Source organism: Streptomyces sp. NBC_00247 (genome assembly GCF_036188265.1).
Classification (GTDB): domain Bacteria; phylum Actinomycetota; class Actinomycetes; order Streptomycetales; family Streptomycetaceae; genus Streptomyces.
The window spans coordinates 4,120,020-4,135,910 of record NZ_CP108093.1 but is presented as its reverse complement, the minus strand read 5'-3'; the positions used below and the strand labels follow the sequence as shown (position 1 = coordinate 4,135,910).

Below are 15,891 nucleotides of genomic sequence, written 5' to 3'. Positions count from 1 at the left end.
CTGCGGATCCGGCGGTCAGGCGCGTACGCCCCGGTGCAGCGCGACCACACCGCCGGTGAGGTTGCGCCAGGCGACGCCCGACCAGCCGGCCTTCTGGAGCAGGGTCGCGAGTCCGGCCTGGTCCGGCCAGGCGCGGATGGACTCCGCGAGGTAGACGTAGGCGTCCGGGTTGCTGCTCACCGCGATGGCGAGGGGCGGCAGCGCCTTCATCAGGTATTCCAGGTACACCGTGCGGAACGGCGTCCAGGTGGGCTGCGAGAACTCGCAGATCACGACCCGGCCTCCGGGCTTGGTGACCCGGTACAGCTCGCTCAGCGCGGCATCGGTGTCCTGGATGTTGCGGAGCCCGAAGGAGATGGTGACGGCGTCGAAGGTCTCGTCCTTGAAGGGGAGCTTCGTCCCGTCGCCCGCCGTGAACGGCATCCAGGGGTGCCGCTCCTTGCCCACCTTCAGCATGCCGATCGAGAAGTCGCAGGGCACGACGTAGGCGCCGGCCTGCGCGAAGGGCTGCGAGGAGGTGGCCGTACCGGCGGCCAGGTCCAGGATCTTCTGACCCGGGCGCGCGTCGACCGCCTTGGCGACCTCCTTGCGCCAGAGCCGGGCCTGTCCGAGGGAGAGCACGTCGTTGGTCAGGTCGTACCTTCGCGCCACGTCGTCGAACATCGAAGCGACTTCGTGCGGCTGCTTTTCCAGGGATGCTCGGGTCACCCACCCATTCAAGCAGCCCGTACCGACAGGGTTCGCGGGGGCCACCCGGGGTGGCGCGCCGGGCCGGTACGAGGCGCCCGTGACGGCTTTCCACTTCCCTCTCAACCTTTCGGTGGCGGGGGTGCTCAGAGAAGGGAGAAAGGACGGACTGGACGGACAGGCCGTCCCGGAAGCAGGACGGGGGACAGATGGACACAGGACCGGGCCGGGAGTCGGGCGGCCCCATGAGTGCCAGGAGCTTCGAGGAGTTCGCCCGCGCGAACCAACGCCGGCTGTACAGGACCGCCTATCTCCTCTGCGGAGACGCGGAGACCGCACGGGACCTCACGCAGACGACGCTGGCCAAGCTCTTCCAGCACTGGCGCCGGGTGGGTGCGGCCGACTCGCCGCACGCCTACGCCCGCACGGTGTTGACGCGCACCTATCTCGCCGAGCGAAGACGGCGCATCCGTGACCTCCTCGCACACACCCCAGTGGCTCCGCCAACCGCCGACATCAGCCCCGACCTGACGGTCACCCTCCTGTCCGCACTGGCCGAACTACCGCCCCGTGCACGGGCGATGGTCGTCCTGCGCTACTGGGAGGACCTGAGCGTCGAGACCGTCGCCTCCCTGATGCGGTGCAGCGAGTCCACCGTCAAGAGCCAGTGCTCCCGTTCTCTCGCCCGGTTGCGCGAGCAGCTCGGCGACGCCCGCACCTACACCGTCCAGGCCTGAAAGAAGAGGTGGAAGACCATGCTGACCGATCCCACGGACGTCGAGCGGGAGATGACCGATCTGCTGAGGTCCGTCATGGAGGAGGCCACGGGCCGGGCGCCGCTGCCGGGCGACCTGGTCGCCGGTGCCGTCGTCCGGGGCCGCAGACGCCGTGCCCGCCGCCAGGTGGCCCTGGGCGCGGGGGTGACGGCGGTGATGGCCCTCGGCATCCTCGCCTCGACGTCCCCCTGGCCGGACGGCGGAGCCACGCCCGCCGTGACGGGCTCGGACTCGGACTCGGAGCTTCCCTTCACCGTCGATCCGGACATCCTTGCGGACGCCGAGCACGTCGACGGCCGGCTCCGCGAGCCGGTGCATGTGGAGCCCTCGCCCGGCGAGTTCTCCATGGCGGATCTGCCCGCCGCCGAACGCAAGATTCAAGTGGAGTTCCAGCAGGGGGCCACCAAGGATCTCAACGACATGCTCTACGCCATCGGCGAGGTGCACCCGGTCGACCTGCGCGTCAGCCAGTACCAGCTCAAGACGGAGGAGGGGTTCGCCTTCCCTCTCACCTTCTCGGTCCGCCCCGTGGACGGGGAGAAGACCGGTGAACAGAAGTGCGAGGACGTCCCCGCGAAGCACATCACCTGCTACAAGTTCCTGATGCGAGGCGGCATATGGGGCACCGCGAGGACCGCCCCGGTCAACTCCGAGGACACCACGGGCGTGCGGATCAGCTTCACCTACCAGGACAACCTGGTCGACCTCTCCGTGGCACCGGACGACGAGCACGGGAAGTCCTCGCCCGTCACGGCCGAGAAGCTGCGCCAGATCGCGCGGGACGGCCGGCTGACCTTTTGGGTGCGGTACGCGGTCCAGCACCCGATGGAGGGGATGTGACGCTGATGCGGGAGGAGACCGGGGCAGGGGCGCCCGGCCTCAGCTCGGTTCCGTCTCAACGTCGCCGGTAGACCATCCGTCCCCCGAGGACGGTGACGACGCAACAGGCCGCGCCCGTCCCGAGGAGAGTCTCGGCGTCGGGGGCGTCGAACACGGCGAAGTCCGCGGGGCGGTTCCCGGTGTCGAGCGCCGGACTTGCGAACATCTCGGCTGCCGTACGACGCCACGCGAGGGGATCGACCGAGGCCCGTGCGCCGGTCGCCTCCTCCGCGGCCCCCTCGGCCGGGGCCCGGCCCAGAATTCGCATCCCCGACCGCTGCACCGCGTCCGCCACCGCAGGCCGTCCGAACGGGCCCACCACGGCAACGGTGCCGTGGGCGAGCATCCGCTGCACTCCGCGTCGCGCGCTCGCACCCCTCCGGCTGTCGCCCATGTCCAGGGCCGTCAGCGCCGCGCCGGTCAGGGGTTCGGTGCCGAGGGCGTCCGACTCGCGCGGGTCGGGGTGGTAGGCCCGTTCCAGCAGCGCCGAGCCGTGTGGCTGGACGAGCCCCGGCGTCAGCATCCCGGGCCAGCGGCGCACTCGGGCCGTCGGATTCCCGGCGGCCAGTTCCTCGTACGGGCCCACGGCGACGACCGATCCGTCCCTGACGAGCACCGCACCACCGGCGATCTGCTGCCGCCCGGGGCCGGGCAGCAGCAGATCGGCGGCGTGGATCGTCAGCACGAGGAGTCACCTGGCCCGGAACCCCGGGCGGGAAGAGACGGAAGGAGGACGAAATGCCGGACAGGCGGGACTTTCGAACCGCTTCAGTTGGCGTTGAGGAGCTTCAGCTCGGGGTGAGCGGTGCCGCCTTCGATGGCGGTGGAGGAGATGTGCGAGACGACACGGTCGTCGACCGGGTCCAGCGCCGGGTCCTCGTGGACGACCAGGTGCTCGTAGGTCGTGGCGCGCTGTGCGGGCACCCGCCCCGCCTTGCGGATCAGGTCGATGATCTCCAGGCGGTTGGAGCGGTGCTTGGCGCCCGCGGAGGAGACGACGTTCTCCTCCAGCATGATCGAGCCGAGGTCGTCAGCGCCGTAGTGCAGCGACAGCTGGCCGACCTCCTTGCCGGTGGTCAGCCAGGAGCCCTGGATGTGCGCGACGTTGTCCAGGAAGAGGCGCGCGATGGCGATCATGCGGAGGTACTCGAAGAGTGTCGCGTGCGTGCGGCCCTTCAGGTGGTTGTTCTCCGGCTGGTAGGTGTACGGGATGAAGGCGCGGAAGCCTCCCGTACGGTCCTGCACGTCTCGGATCATGCGGAGGTGCTCGATACGCTCGGCGTTGGTCTCGCCGGTGCCCATCAGCATGGTGGAGGTGGACTCGACACCGAGGTTGTGCGCGATCTCCATGATCTCCAGCCAGCGCTCACCGGACTCCTTCAGCGGAGCGATGGCCTTGCGCGGGCGGGCCGGCAGGAGTTCGGCACCGGCACCGGCGAAGGAGTCGAGACCGGCGGCGTGGATGCGCTGGATCGCCTCTTCCGCGGACACCTTGGAGATACGGGCCATGTGCTCGATCTCGGAAGCACCCAGCGAGTGGATCACCAGCTGCGGGAACGCCTTCTTGATGGCGGAGAAGTGCTCCTCGTAGTACTCCACGCCGTAGTCGGGGTGGTGTCCGCCCTGGAACATGATCTGGGTGCCGCCCAGCTCGACGGTCTCCGCGCAGCGGCGCAGGATGTCGTCGAGGTCGCGGGACCAGCCCTTGGCGGTGTCCTTCGGCGCGGCGTAGAAGGCGCAGAACTTGCACGCCGTGACGCACACATTGGTGTAGTTGATGTTGCGCTCGATGATGTACGTCGCGATGTGCTCCGTACCCGCGTAACGGCGACGGCGCACGGCGTCGGCCGCTGCTCCGAGCGCGTGCAGCGGGGCCGACCGGTACAGGTCGAGCGCCTCCTCCGCAGAGATCCGCCCGCCTTCGGCGGCGCGGTCGAGGATGGGCTGAAGGTCGGCCTTCTCGGTCACCGGGCTGTCACCTTTCGGCGGTGTTTCGACGGATCCACGGACCGAATCAGCCTACGCCAGCCTTTGCCGCGTTCAGCGGCCGGACCGGGTCAGCGTGCCGGTGGGAAGTCCGGCGGCCTCTTCGTACGACCGGTAGGCGAGGGTTCCGTCCTCGTTCAGGGTGAACGTCAGTTCCGCGTCGGACCCCGTGCAGAACAGGCTCGCGGAGCTGTCGGCGACCGAGCGCTCGTGGATCTTCAGCACCTTCTCGGTGCCGGAGGAGAGCGTGCCGATGCTGGAACAGGAGATCTGCGAACCGAGGTAGCTGATCGACTGGGTCATCCGCACGACGTCCTGCCCCGTCTTCCCCTCGGTGAAGACGGCGGTGAGGGTGCCGTGGGAGACGCCGGAGCGTTCGACGGTCGGGCCGGACCAGGTACCCACGAACGACGCGGGCAGGGCGGTGATCTTGTCGTCGGTCCCGCCGCCGCTCCCGCCGTCGTCCCCGGGGTCGCCGTCACCGGGGGCGGGCGCGGAGGTGGTGTCGCCCGACGGCGTACCGGAGCCGGCGGAAGAGCCCTCGGACGGGGTGGAAGAAGCGGAGGAGGACCCCGGGTCCGGGGAGCCGGAGGGCGGGGAGGCTGCCGTGTCGGAGTGCTTGCGGGTGTCACCGCCCCAGGGCAGCAGGTCGCCGAGCATGCCCGACGTCAGGGCCACCACGGCCAGCGCACCGGCGACGGCCAGCGCGACGGTGCAGCTGACCCTCCGGCCGGGGCGGGCCCCGGGCCGGTGCTCCGGGAGCCTGTCGGCGCTCACCGCGACGGAGAACCGCCGCCCGGGCGGGGAGAAGGGCGAGTCCGACGGGGAGAGACGCGGATCGTTCGCCGGATGGTGAGCGGCCTGCGAGCCCGCGGCACTGTCCGCCCCGTCGACGGCGGGCAACGGAATCGGCGGGCCGAAGACGCCGAGGGCGGCGCCGGAGTACGGGGCTCCGGATGCCTGGGGCCCCGCGTCTTCGCCACCGGTGCCGCCCGTGCCATCGGTGCCCTCCGTGCCCCCGGTACCGCCCGTGCCCCCGGTACCGCCTGTGCTCCCGGCGCCTCCTTCGGCGGGCACCGCCGTACGGTCCTCAGCCCCCCGCGCGTCGGCGGGGCGGGCGTCGAGCGAGGCGCTGCTGAAGGGGACGGGGCCCGACAGCACCGGGCCCTCCTGGGGTTCGAGGTCGAGCAGCGCCACGGCGTCCCTGCTCACCTCGTGCACCAGCGCGGCGGGAAGCCAGCCATCCGACACCAACGCGCCCGCACCGGCGGGGGCGAGAGCGCGGGCGATGTCGGGCGGGGAGGGGCGGGCAGCCGGGTCCTTCGCGAGGCACGCGGCGATGAGATCCCTCAGTTCGCCCCTGAGATCGCCGAGTTCGGGTTCCTCGTGGACCACCTTGTACAGGAGCACGGCGGAGGAATCGCCGGGAAAGGGTGCGGAGCCGGTGGCGGCGTACGCGAGGACCGCGCCGAGCGAGAACACGTCGGCCGCTCCGGAGATGTCGGCGCCCCGGATCTGTTCGGGCGCCATGTAGCCCGGCGAACCCACGGAGACCCCGGTGGAGGTGAGCGAGACCGTGGCGCCGAGGGCCCGGGCGATACCGAAGTCGATGAGCCTCGGCCCGTCCAGGGAGAGGAGGACGTTGGAAGGCTTCACGTCACGGTGGATGATGCCCTGCTCGTGCACGGCGCCCAACGCCTCTGCGAGACCGCCTCCCAGCGTCCGCACCGCGCGTTCGGGCAGTGCGCCGTGGCGGGTCACCGCCTGTGCGAGGGACGGCCCCGCCACGTATCCGGTCGCCACCCATGGCACTGGCGCGTCGGGGTCGGCGTCCAGGACCGGAGCGGTCCAACGGGCCCCCACCCGCCGGGCGGAGTCCACCTCGCGCCGGAACCGGGCCCGGAACTGCTCGTCGAGGGCGAAGTGCGGGTGCACCACCTTCACCGCGACCGTGCGGCCACCCGCGCTACGCCCCAGATAGACCCGCCCCATGCCGCCCGCGCCGAGTCTGCCGAGCAACCGGTAGGCGCCGATGGTGCGCGGTTCGCCGGCTTCCAGCGGCTGCATGACGACTCCCCCTGTGAAGCGACTGGACCTCGCTCGAAGCGTAAGGGCTGCCCGTCACACGGTCACAGGAAACGGTTCACCGATTCCCCTCCGGCGGAAAGGACGCCGCTCCCCGGGCGAGGACGACGAGCGGAATGAGGCATTCCGAATTCACCGCTCCTCCGCCCGCCGACAAGTCGGCCGCCCGCCGCCCCGGAGCTTCCGGCCTGCGACACCGAGGAAAGCCCCCATGTGCAACGCGGTGGACAGGATAGGGAGAACCACCCGGACGCCAACCGGTGGAGAAAGAACGATCGGAAAGAAAAGGGCGGGAAACGGGGTGCGCGAGGACGTGGGACCAGAGATCGACAAGGAGATCGGTCAGGAGAATTAAGGGAGGAGGAATCAGGGATGTCCGTCGGATAACGCCGTCAGGAGGGAAGCTCCTTCGTTGGTGCGCACACCAAAAGATCCGCCGCCCGGCTATTGCTGACGGGACTCCGGAGGGGCTACCGCACGGGAGACCCACGATTCCTTAGGAGCTGCCGCGCCATCACGCCATCACGCAGCCTTGATCCCCTTTCACCCGGCCCGCCCCACGCCGGACGAAAGGACAGCGTCCGGGTGACGAACTATCCGGAGGAAAACCGCCAAACGGCGCGAAAGGCGGGAAGCGAGAGGAAGGGCGAGGAGAGCGCGAAAAGCGCGAAGGGGGAGGAACGGATCGCCGGCGAACGGGCACCCTGAGGACCCGGGTCGCGCGGGTGCGCCGGGACTCCCGGTACCGCCCGCCGGTCCGGCGCACCGGGGGACATCCCTCGGCGCGACCGCACCACCCCGCGACCGCCCGGTTGACCACGTCAGCCTCGGGTCCGCACGGTGACCCGTGTCCGGTCTCGGGTCGTCCTGGGTGCGGGGATGCGCGTCTTCCGAGCGGCCGAGCGCCTCGAACCACGGCGCCCGCCCCGGACGCGCGTTCCGGCACCACGGGGCAGCGCGTGCACACCCTCGGATCGGAGGATCAGAGCCCCGAACCGCACGCGCCGGCCGTCCGAACGCGCGCATGGGGCCGGCGCACACGGCCGGGGGGTGCTCGCCGGAGCCCGTACGGGCCGGGGTGCTCGCCGGAGCCCGTACAAGCCGGGGTGCTCGCCGGAGCCCGTACGGGCCGGGGAGCGTGCGGCATCGGAAGACGCGCGCCGTCCGGACCTCGGAGCCACCCGTCGTACCGGGAGGTCTTCGCCGGGACCCAGCCGGGCCACGCGTCCGCGTCGGACACCGCCCACCAGTCCGCCGCCCGCCGCCCGCCGGTCCGCCGTCACACCGCCCGGCGCACCGCCCGGCGCACGCCGTGAGGGCGGCCGGACGGACTGGCTGACGGGCCGGGCGGACCGGGGCGGACAGGGCGGGTGAACAGGGCGGGCCGGCAGGCCGGTCGACCGCGTCGGTCAGCTGCCGAGGAGTTCGACGTGTACGTCGTCGGGGTAGCCGGTGGCACCGCCGGTGCGCCGGGCGAATTCCTTGACGCCCGCGAGCTGATCGGGGCCGAAGCGGAAGTCGAGAGTGGTGAAGTACTTCTCCAGCACCTGCGCGTCGAAGGCTTCCCAGCGCGCGGCCTGCTCGGCGACCTTGGTGACCTCTTCGAGGGATACGTCCCGCGAGGCCAGGAACGCCTGGTGCACCTTGTCGACGTAGTCCGGTTCGGCGGCCAGGTAGTCCTTGCGCGCGGCCCAGACGGCGAAGACGAACGGCAGCCCCGTCCACTCCTTCCACATCTCGCCCAGGTCGTGGACCTGGAGCCCGAGACGCGGGGCGTCGTGCAGGTTGGCGCGCAGCGCGGCGTCGCCGATCAGCACGGCGGCGTCCGCCTCCTGCATCATCGCGGCGAGGTCGGGCGGGCAGGTGTAGTAGTCGGGCTGCACCCCGTAGCGCTCGGCGAGCAGGAGCTGGGCCAGACGGACGGAGGTACGGGAGGTCGAGCCGAGGGCCACCCGCGCCCGGTCGAGCTGCTCCAGGGGCACCTGCGACACGATCACGCACGACATGACGGGGCCGTCGCAGCCGACTGCGATGTCGGGGAACGCGACCAGGTCGTCGGCGTTGCGCAGGAACTCCACCAGGGTGATGGGGCCGATGTCCAGGTCGCCCTTGACCAGCTGCTCACTGAGCTTCTCCGGGGTGTCCTTCGACAGCTCCAGATCGAGCAGGGTCCCTGTCCGTGCCAGTCCCCAGTAGAGGGGAAGGCAGTTCAGGAACTGGATGTGGCCGACGCGGGGCCGGCTGCGGCGATGGCCGCCTTCGACGGGAGAGACGGTTGAATTGTCCACATCGCGAGGCTAGACCTGCGGCCGGACGACCACACCACCGGGGCGACGCCCCAGGGTCGAGCCCACTCCTCCGCCCGCCCCGCGTCCCGCCTCGCTCCCTTCTCCTCCCCATCCGCTCGCCCCTCCCGCCCTGCGGCAGCCTTGGGGCCCGCCCGTCCCCGCGCGCACGACCCGACGCGCTCCCACGACACCCCGCCCCGGGCTCCCCCGCCCCCTTCCTCGCCCCTCCCCCTCGCCCTCGCCCTCCCCCTCGACCTCACCCGCGACCTCACCCCTCGACCTCGTCCCCTCGACCTCACCCCGCAGCCCCCGCCCCCATCCCCGCGCCTCTCCTCTGCGCCCCCTCACGCCCCTCCCCGACACCCTTGCGCGCCCCTCCGGATCTCCGCCGTGCCCCCTTGGCGCGGAGCCGTACCGAACAGCCTCCGCAGCCGCCTCCACACCGGCCTGCCGACCCACCTCCACACCCACCTCCACACCCACCTCCACACCCGCCGGTCACCTATCGGATCGCCCAATCAAACATTCGAGTGAAGTGATCTTTCCCTCTACCGCTCCCCAGAGACTGCGTGCTAGGCTCGCCCGCAAGTTGCAGTTTGGTTTCCCTTGCAGTACAAAGCCTGCGGAGCATGTAACCCGCAGGCTTTTGTAGTTTTCAGACTTCTTTGCAGGTTCTGGAGCAGGGCAACCCTTTGGCCCAAGGAGGGCTTTATGGCTACCGGAACCGTCAAGTGGTTCAACGCTGAAAAGGGCTTCGGCTTCATCGCCCAGGACGGCGGCGGCCCGGATGTCTTCGTTCACTACTCCGCGATCAACGCGTCCGGGTTCCGCTCCCTCGAGGAGAACCAGGTCGTGAACTTCGACGTCACTCAGGGTCCGAAGGGCCCGCAGGCTGAGAACGTCACCCCGGCCTAGTTGCCCGGGTCGGTCGATCGCGGCCGGCAAGCAGTACCCAAGGAGCCCCGCCCCTCGCTTCGGCGAGGGGCGGGGCTCCTGCCCTTTGCCCGCGCGGCATTCCCCGCACCGCACCGGCCGATTCTCCACGCCGCAATTCCCGCGCGACTCTCCCGCGCTCCGTTTCTCCGCGCCCCGGTCCAGCGCCCGGCGTTTACTCGGGTTCCGCGCTTGCCTTGACCTTCACCCCGTGTGAAGCCGTGCACTCGGAGACATCATGTTCACCATCGGAGATTTCGCCCGGTACGGACGGGTATCACCCCGCATGTTGCGTCACTACGACGCGATCGGGCTGCTGCGTCCGGACCGTACCGACCCGGCCACCGGCTACCGCTTCTACGGCGCCGCCCAACTGGCCCGCCTCAACCGCGTCATCGCCCTCAAGGAGCTCGGCTTCACGCTCCAAGAGGTCGGGAGCATCCTCGACGACGAGATCACCGCACAGGAACTGCGCGGGATGCTGCGGCTGAGGCGGTCGGAGCTTGAAGCGGCCATGGCAGCGGCGGCGGCACGGCTGAACCAGGTGGAGGCGCGACTCCGGACGATCGAGAGTGAGGGACGCATGGACACCGACGACATCGTGGTCAAGCGGGTTCCGGCGGTACGGGTCGCCGAGTTGACCGGTACGGCCGCCGAATTTCGGCCGCAGGACATCACCCCGGTGATCACCCCCCTGTACGAGCGGCTGTTCCCGTTGCTGGCCGAGGCGGGCGTCACGCCCACCGGTCCCGGTATCGCCCGGTACGAGAACACCCCGGACGGGGACACGAGCGAGAACACCGCGGTCGGCGCGATCCTCGTGCACGCCGGGGTGACGGTATCCGCGCCGGTCGGCCCGATCGGCGACACCGGGGTACACGTGGTGGAACTGCCCTCGTTCGAGGCAGCCACCCTCGTGCACCGGGGCCCGATGGACACCGTTCTCTCCACGGAACAGGTCCTCGCGCGCTGGCTGGACGCCAGCGGTTACGGGGCGGTCGGTTACTGCCGTGAGGTCAGCCTGGAGTGCCCCGAGGACCACGAGAAGTGGGTGACGGAGCTGCAGCAGCGCATCGTCCGGGGCTGACCCCTCCCGGTAGGAGGTACCCCCGGTGCCGGCCCGCGCCACGCGTGTTCGCACCGGGGGCGCCTCCCCTGGGATGCCCCTGCGATGCCACTGCGATGCCCCCGGAACGCGGCCCGGAACGCGGCGCGGACCCACCCCCGGGCACACCGCCGACGCCCGCTCCCCTGGGCAAGGTTCCGGAATCGTTGTCGAGGCCTTGTGCAGAGCGTCACGCAGTGCTGACGGGGCAGCCCGCGACAAGGCAGACTGTCAACCGCGGTATCCACGGTACGGAACGATCCGGATGCGCCCTCACGTCACACCCGGGTGCTCCCCCGCGTCCCGTCCCGGTGCCGGCGACCACAGCACGACCGGGCGGAGCGAAGAGCAGGACAGGGGGCATCAATGGACCGCGACAACGGGCCACGCGTGCGCGTTCCGGAGCAGCGCGCCACGCAAGGGCCGGTGTCCGGAGCCGAGCCGCATCCCACAGAGGACCAGGCCCAGGACCATCTCCAGAACCAGGCCCAGGCCCCGGACCACCTCCAGAGCCACGTCCAGGCCCAGGCCCAGGCCCACGATCAGGGTCGGCGCGAGGCCCGGGCCCCGTCCCAACCCCCCCGGCGCGAGTTGCACTTCGCCGTCCTGGGACCCGTTCGGGTCCGGCTCGGCGACGACCCGCTGGCCTCCGGTTCCCCGCAGCAGCGGGCGCTGCTGGCGGCGCTGCTCCTCCGGGACGGCCGTACCGCGACCGCCGCGGAGTTGATCGATGCCATCTGGGGCGAGGAGTCGCCGCCGAAGGCGCTGGCGGCGATCCGTACGTACGCTTCCCGGCTCCGCAAGGCGCTCGGTCAGGACGTGCTGGTCAGCGAGTCGGGTGGCTACGCGATCCGGCTCCGTGAAGGCTCCCTCGACGTGCGTCTCGCGCAGGAGTCGGTGAGCGCGGCGGAGAAGGCGCGGGCGTCCGGCGACCGGGCGCGGGCCCGGGAGCTGGTGGCGGAGGCCCTCGCGTTCTGGGACGGCGAGACGCTGGCTTCGGTGCCCGGTCCGTACGCGGAGAATCAGCGCACCAGGTTGGAGGAGTGGCGCCGTCAGCTGACCGAGACACGGCTCGACCTGGATCTGGAGCTGGGCCACCACGCGGAGGCGGTCTCCGAGCTGACCGCGCTCACCGCCTCGCAGCCCCTGCGGGAGCGGCTGCGGGAGTTGTTGATGCTGGCGCTGTACCGCAGCGGCCGGCAGTCCGAGGCGCTCGCGGTGTACGCGGACACCCGACGGCTCCTCGCGGAGGAGCTGGGGGTCGATCCGCGTCCCGAGCTCTCGCAGCTCCAGCAGCGCATCCTGCGGGCCGACGAGGAACTGGCCCGACCGGTCGACGACGTCGCGCCCGGACCGCCGGCCGCCGTGCGCCCCGCCCAGCTCCCGGCCACGGTCCCGGACTTCACCGGCCGCGGCTCGTTCGTGCGCGAGCTCGGTGACCGGCTGGCGACGGCCGAGGGTTCGGTGATGGCGGTGTCGGCGCTGGCGGGCATCGGGGGCGTGGGCAAGACCACGCTCGCGGTGCACGTGGCCCATCGGTCCAGGAGCCACTTCCCGGACGGCCAGTTGTACGTGGACCTTCAGGGTGCGGGGGCCCGGGTAGCCGAGCCCGAGACGGTGCTGGGTGCGTTCCTGCGCGCGCTGGGCACCCCCGAGTCGGCGATTCCGGACTCGCTGGACGAACGGGCCGCGCTGTACCGGTCGACCCTCGACGGCCGCCGGGTACTCGTGCTGCTGGACAACGCTCACGACGCCGCGCAGGTAAGGCCGTTGCTGCCGGGGACGCCCGGGTGCGCCGCTCTGGTGACGAGCCGGGTGCGGATGATCGACCTGGCCGGTGCGCATCTGGTGGACCTGGACGTGATGTCCCCTGCCGAGTCCTTGCAGCTCTTCACCCGGATCGTCGGTGAGGAGCGGGTGAACGCCGAACGGGACTCGGCCCTCGACGTGGTGGCGGCGTGCGGATTCCTGCCGCTGGCGATCCGCATCGCCGCCTCGCGGCTCGCGTCACGCCGTACCTGGACGGTGTCGGTGCTGGCGGCCAAGCTCGCCGACGAGCGGAGCCGGCTGGACGAGCTGCGGGCGGGCGATCTCGCGGTGAAGGCGACGTTCGAGCTGGGATACGGCCAGTTGGAGCCCGCCCAGGCCCGTGCGTTCCGCCTTCTCGGTCTGGCGGACGGCCCGGACGTGTCTCTGGCCGCCGCCGCCGCGCTCCTCGATCTGGAGCCGCACGTGGCCGAGGACATCCTGGAGTCGCTGGTCGACACCTCCCTGGTGGAGTCGGCGGCACCGGGGCGTTACCGCTACCACGATCTCGTCCGGCTCTACGCGCGTGCGTGCGCCGAGCGCGACGAGCATCCTCCCGAGGAGCGGGAGCGGGCGCTCTCCCGGCTGACCGACTTCTATCTCGCGACGGCTGCCGGTGTGTACGCGCTGGAGCGGCCGGGCGACCGGCTGGTGGACCATCTGGAGCCCACCGGGCGGACCGGGTTGGCCTTCACCGACCGTCATGCGGCACGGGACTGGCTGTACACGGAGGCCGCCACGATCCTCGCCTGTGCGCGCCAGTCCGTCGGGCCCGCATCTCTGCGGCGCGCGGTGGACCTGTTGTGGGCGGCGCTGGATCTCGGGGAGTCGGGTGCCAACGCGAAGGAGTACGAGACGACCGCGCTGACCTTGCTGGGCGCGGCATCGGCCTGCGGTGACCGCCGTGCGGAGGTGCGGGCGCTGGTCACCCTCGCCGATGTGCACCACGCATCGGGCCGGTTCGACCAGGCCGAGCAGGAGGCGGCGCGGATCATGGCGCTGGTCGACCCGGCGCTGGACCCGCTGCCGGGCTGCTGGGCCTCGAACGCGCTCGGGATCATGGCGCTCTACCAGAACCGTCACGACGACGGCGAGACGTACTTCGCCCAGGCCATCGAGGCGTTCCGGCTGATCGGGGACCGGCCGGGCGAGGCGAGCGCCCTGTGCAACCTGTCCCGGATCCACCTGGCGACCGGCCGTACCGGCAGCGCGGTGGAGCTGGCGCAGCGGGGCACGGACATCTACGACGGGATGGGCCACGCGCTCCGCAGCGCCAACGGCCGGTACGCCCTGGGCATGGCGCTCACGCGGCGCGAGTCGTTCTCCGATGCGACGGACCGGTTGCAGGAGGCCCTGGTGGTCTTCCGCGAGAGCCGGCAGCGGCTGTGGGTGGGCATGACCCTGTTCCGTCTCGCGGAGGTCGATCTCGCGGCGGGGCGGGCGGTGGAGGCCGCCGCCGGGGCCGAGCAGTCGCTGACCGCGCTGCGCGGGATCGGGGGCGACTGGCGGAAGGCCAATGTCCTCACCGTCCTCGGTCAGGCCCTGGTCCGGATCGGCCAGTTCGGCCGGGCGCAGGTCTGCTGGCGCGAGGCGCTCGGTATCTACGACGGTTCGGGCTCCCCCGAGGCCGTGGAGGTACGCGCCCTGCTGAACCGGTTCGCGTCCGTGATGCCGGCGTGAAGCGCTGTCAGAGCACGTTCATCATTCGTTTATCGCCGACCGGCACTCTCTAACCAGTCGATCCGTCGCGTCGGGGGGCAGACGGGGCGACCTGTGGGTCGTGGCACTGAGGCCTCGGTACAGGCCCTAAAGTGAGCGGCTCTTGCGAGGCCCGTCCGGCAGTTCGGGGGAACAGCCGGACGGGCCTCGCCCACCCGATACGAGGATTCGCAGGGAGCGGAACATGGCGGACGCCCAGAAGGACACCAAGCTCACGACGCAGGACATGCACGCCACCGGCACCGAGGTCGCCGCCGAGGAGCTGACCACGCTGGACATGCACGCCACGGGCACCTCGAAGCTGCTGACCGCGCAGAGCACCGGTGGCACGGCGACGACCGACGACATGCACGCCACGTCGGAGCCCGTCACCTGACAGACTTTTTTCGCTACGGGGGCCCGGGGCTCGGGGGAGCCGCGGGACACGGGGGAACGGCCGCGGTGGCGCGGAGGGGGAGCCACCGCGGCCGTCGTGCGTCCGGAGCCGGCGGGGACGCCGGGGTACGGCTACGGCGGCGCGGCAACCGGAAGGGGCCCGTCGCGACGGTGTCGGATGCTGTGGGTCACCGCATCCGACACCGTCGCGACGGGCCCCTCCGTGCGCTCCGCCCGGCCGGTCGACCTGGGGTCAGCCGACGAGCACCGCGGTGGCGTTGCAGTCGTAGACCTCGGCCAGCTTGCTCGGGTCCGTCATCGGCACCGTGAACTTCTGGGGGTCGCGCGATGCAGAGGCGTCGAGTTCGACCCGCAGATGAGCCGTGTCGAGCGTGTTGGTGGCGGAGTCGGAGAACGTCACCGTGATGTCGACCTCGGCGATTCCGAAGTCGACCGGGGAGAGCTCCACCTGCGAGGAGGCCACCGCCTTCTTCGAACCGTCCGCCGGATGGGCGCACTTGAGCACGCGGACGCCCGGGTCGGTGGTGGGCACGGCGGTGGGGTCGGGGGTCGGTTCGTCCGTGAACGAGTCCGTGGTGGAGTCCGAGGTCGAGCCCGAGGACGAGCCGGAGCCGTAGTCGTCGTCGTCATAGTCGTCGGTGGTGCTGCCGCTGTTGTAGCCGTTGCTCTTGTGGGAGTTGGAGCACCCGCCGCCGGAGCCGGAGCCGTGGCTCGACCCGCTGTGGCCGTGACCGTGGCTGGACGTCGAGAATCCGGTGAGCGCGAGCACCACCACCGCCAGGACCGCCGCCAGTTTCATCTGTTGCCGCACCATGGATGCAGCCCCCCTCGTGTCTCGTCTTCTTCTTCGCGGCGTCTTCTCCCGGCGCCTTTCCGGGCGTTCTCGTTGCCGCACCAGCATCGGGGCGAAGACCCGCCGCCAGGTCATGACCCTGTCACGGATTGGTCATGGTGTGCGGGGCGGGTCCGAAAATGACGAGCAGAACGGGCCGGAAGTGACACACGGGGTGGGTGCGCACGGTGGTGTTGCGGGGCGGGCTCAGTGACGTGCGGAACGGCCTCAGTGACGTGCGGAGCGGCCGGAGCGATGTGCCGGGCGGGCCGGAAGTGGCGGCGCGGCTTCGGAGTCGCGAGCGCCGGAGGGCGGGCGTAGCGTCGAACGCGAGAGTGTCACGCACGTGTACCCGCGTGCGCCGTCGGTAGGTACGCGCGATGCGCGCAGGAGGCTGAC

At 71.1% G+C, this 15,891-nt stretch carries 12 protein-coding genes; 6 read left to right on the top strand and 6 right to left on the bottom strand.

Features of this window, described 5'->3' with window-relative positions; translation table 11 throughout:
• Positions 1-15: 15 nt before the first annotated feature.
• A complete protein-coding gene (locus tag OHT52_RS17795; protein WP_328721202.1) occupies positions 16-708 on the bottom strand; it encodes a demethylmenaquinone methyltransferase in 693 nt (230 codons plus the stop codon).
• A 224-nt stretch (positions 709-932) separates the two neighbouring features.
• Between OHT52_RS17795 and OHT52_RS17790 the strand changes: the two genes are divergently transcribed.
• Both OHT52_RS17790 and OHT52_RS17785 read left to right on the top strand, forming a co-directional pair.
• Complete coding sequence (locus OHT52_RS17790; protein ID WP_328721201.1) at positions 933-1,424, top strand: SigE family RNA polymerase sigma factor; 492 nt, start codon at positions 933-935, stop codon at positions 1,422-1,424.
• A gap of 18 nt (positions 1,425-1,442) precedes the next feature.
• Positions 1,443-2,303, top strand: coding sequence for a hypothetical protein (locus OHT52_RS17785; protein ID WP_328721200.1), 861 nt, complete (start codon positions 1,443-1,445; stop codon positions 2,301-2,303).
• A 55-nt stretch (positions 2,304-2,358) separates the two neighbouring features.
• On the opposite strand, the gene OHT52_RS17780 is transcribed toward OHT52_RS17785, so the two are convergent.
• The 4 genes from OHT52_RS17780 to OHT52_RS17765 all read right to left on the bottom strand — a co-directional run bounded on the left by OHT52_RS17780 (position 2,359) and on the right by OHT52_RS17765 (position 8,701).
• Positions 2,359-3,027 (bottom strand): amidohydrolase family protein, encoded by a 669-nt coding sequence (locus tag OHT52_RS17780; protein WP_328721199.1) that lies wholly within the window; start codon positions 3,025-3,027, stop codon positions 2,359-2,361.
• An 83-nt stretch (positions 3,028-3,110) separates the two neighbouring features.
• A complete protein-coding gene (gene mqnC / locus OHT52_RS17775; RefSeq protein ID WP_328721198.1) occupies positions 3,111-4,310 on the bottom strand; it encodes a cyclic dehypoxanthinyl futalosine synthase in 1,200 nt (399 codons plus the stop codon).
• Between the two features lie 72 nt (positions 4,311-4,382).
• Complete coding sequence (locus tag OHT52_RS17770; RefSeq protein ID WP_328721197.1) at positions 4,383-6,395, bottom strand: serine/threonine-protein kinase; 2,013 nt, start codon at positions 6,393-6,395, stop codon at positions 4,383-4,385.
• Positions 6,396-7,822: 1,427 nt separating this feature from the next.
• Positions 7,823-8,701 carry a menaquinone biosynthetic enzyme MqnA/MqnD family protein gene (locus OHT52_RS17765; protein WP_328721196.1) on the bottom strand — a complete coding sequence of 293 codons (879 nt, stop codon included), beginning with the start codon at positions 8,699-8,701 and terminating at the stop codon, positions 7,823-7,825.
• A 711-nt stretch (positions 8,702-9,412) separates the two neighbouring features.
• On the opposite strand from OHT52_RS17765, the gene OHT52_RS17760 reads away from it, so the two are divergent.
• From OHT52_RS17760 to OHT52_RS17745, 4 genes are all read left to right on the top strand, one after another.
• The gene (locus OHT52_RS17760) at positions 9,413-9,616 is read left to right on the top strand and encodes a cold-shock protein (protein ID WP_003967102.1); all 204 of its coding nucleotides are present in this window, start codon (positions 9,413-9,415) and stop codon (positions 9,614-9,616) included.
• A 256-nt stretch (positions 9,617-9,872) separates the two neighbouring features.
• Entirely contained in the window at positions 9,873-10,721 is an 849-nt protein-coding gene (locus OHT52_RS17755; RefSeq protein ID WP_328721195.1) for a MerR family transcriptional regulator, read from the top strand.
• 384 nt (positions 10,722-11,105) lie between these two features.
• Entirely contained in the window at positions 11,106-14,225 is a 3,120-nt protein-coding gene (locus OHT52_RS17750) for an AfsR/SARP family transcriptional regulator (RefSeq protein ID WP_328721194.1), read from the top strand.
• A gap of 223 nt (positions 14,226-14,448) precedes the next feature.
• Positions 14,449-14,640 carry a hypothetical protein gene (locus OHT52_RS17745; protein WP_328721193.1) on the top strand — a complete coding sequence of 64 codons (192 nt, stop codon included), beginning with the start codon at positions 14,449-14,451 and terminating at the stop codon, positions 14,638-14,640.
• Positions 14,641-14,892: 252 nt separating this feature from the next.
• Here the strand turns inward: OHT52_RS17745 and OHT52_RS17740 are convergent, their stop codons facing one another.
• On the bottom strand, positions 14,893-15,474 hold the full coding sequence (locus OHT52_RS17740; RefSeq protein WP_328721192.1) for a hypothetical protein: 582 nt from the start codon (positions 15,472-15,474) through the stop codon (positions 14,893-14,895).
• Positions 15,475-15,891 lie beyond the last annotated feature (417 nt).

Excerpts from the sequence above, each read along its gene's own strand:
- OHT52_RS17745 (WP_328721193.1), top strand. The coding sequence starts at position 14,449 with ATGGCGGACGCCCAGAAGGACACCAAGCTCACGACGCAGGACATGCAC.
- OHT52_RS17755 (WP_328721195.1), top strand. The coding sequence starts at position 9,873 with ATGTTCACCATCGGAGATTTCGCCCGGTACGGACGGGTATCACCCCGC.
- OHT52_RS17740 (WP_328721192.1), bottom strand. The coding sequence starts at position 15,474 with ATGGTGCGGCAACAGATGAAACTGGCGGCGGTCCTGGCGGTGGTGGTG.
- OHT52_RS17785 (WP_328721200.1), top strand. The coding sequence starts at position 1,443 with ATGCTGACCGATCCCACGGACGTCGAGCGGGAGATGACCGATCTGCTG.
- OHT52_RS17750 (WP_328721194.1), top strand. The coding sequence starts at position 11,106 with ATGGACCGCGACAACGGGCCACGCGTGCGCGTTCCGGAGCAGCGCGCC.
- OHT52_RS17790 (WP_328721201.1), top strand. The coding sequence starts at position 933 with ATGAGTGCCAGGAGCTTCGAGGAGTTCGCCCGCGCGAACCAACGCCGG.
- OHT52_RS17760 (WP_003967102.1), top strand. The coding sequence starts at position 9,413 with ATGGCTACCGGAACCGTCAAGTGGTTCAACGCTGAAAAGGGCTTCGGC.
- OHT52_RS17770 (WP_328721197.1), bottom strand. The coding sequence starts at position 6,395 with ATGCAGCCGCTGGAAGCCGGCGAACCGCGCACCATCGGCGCCTACCGG.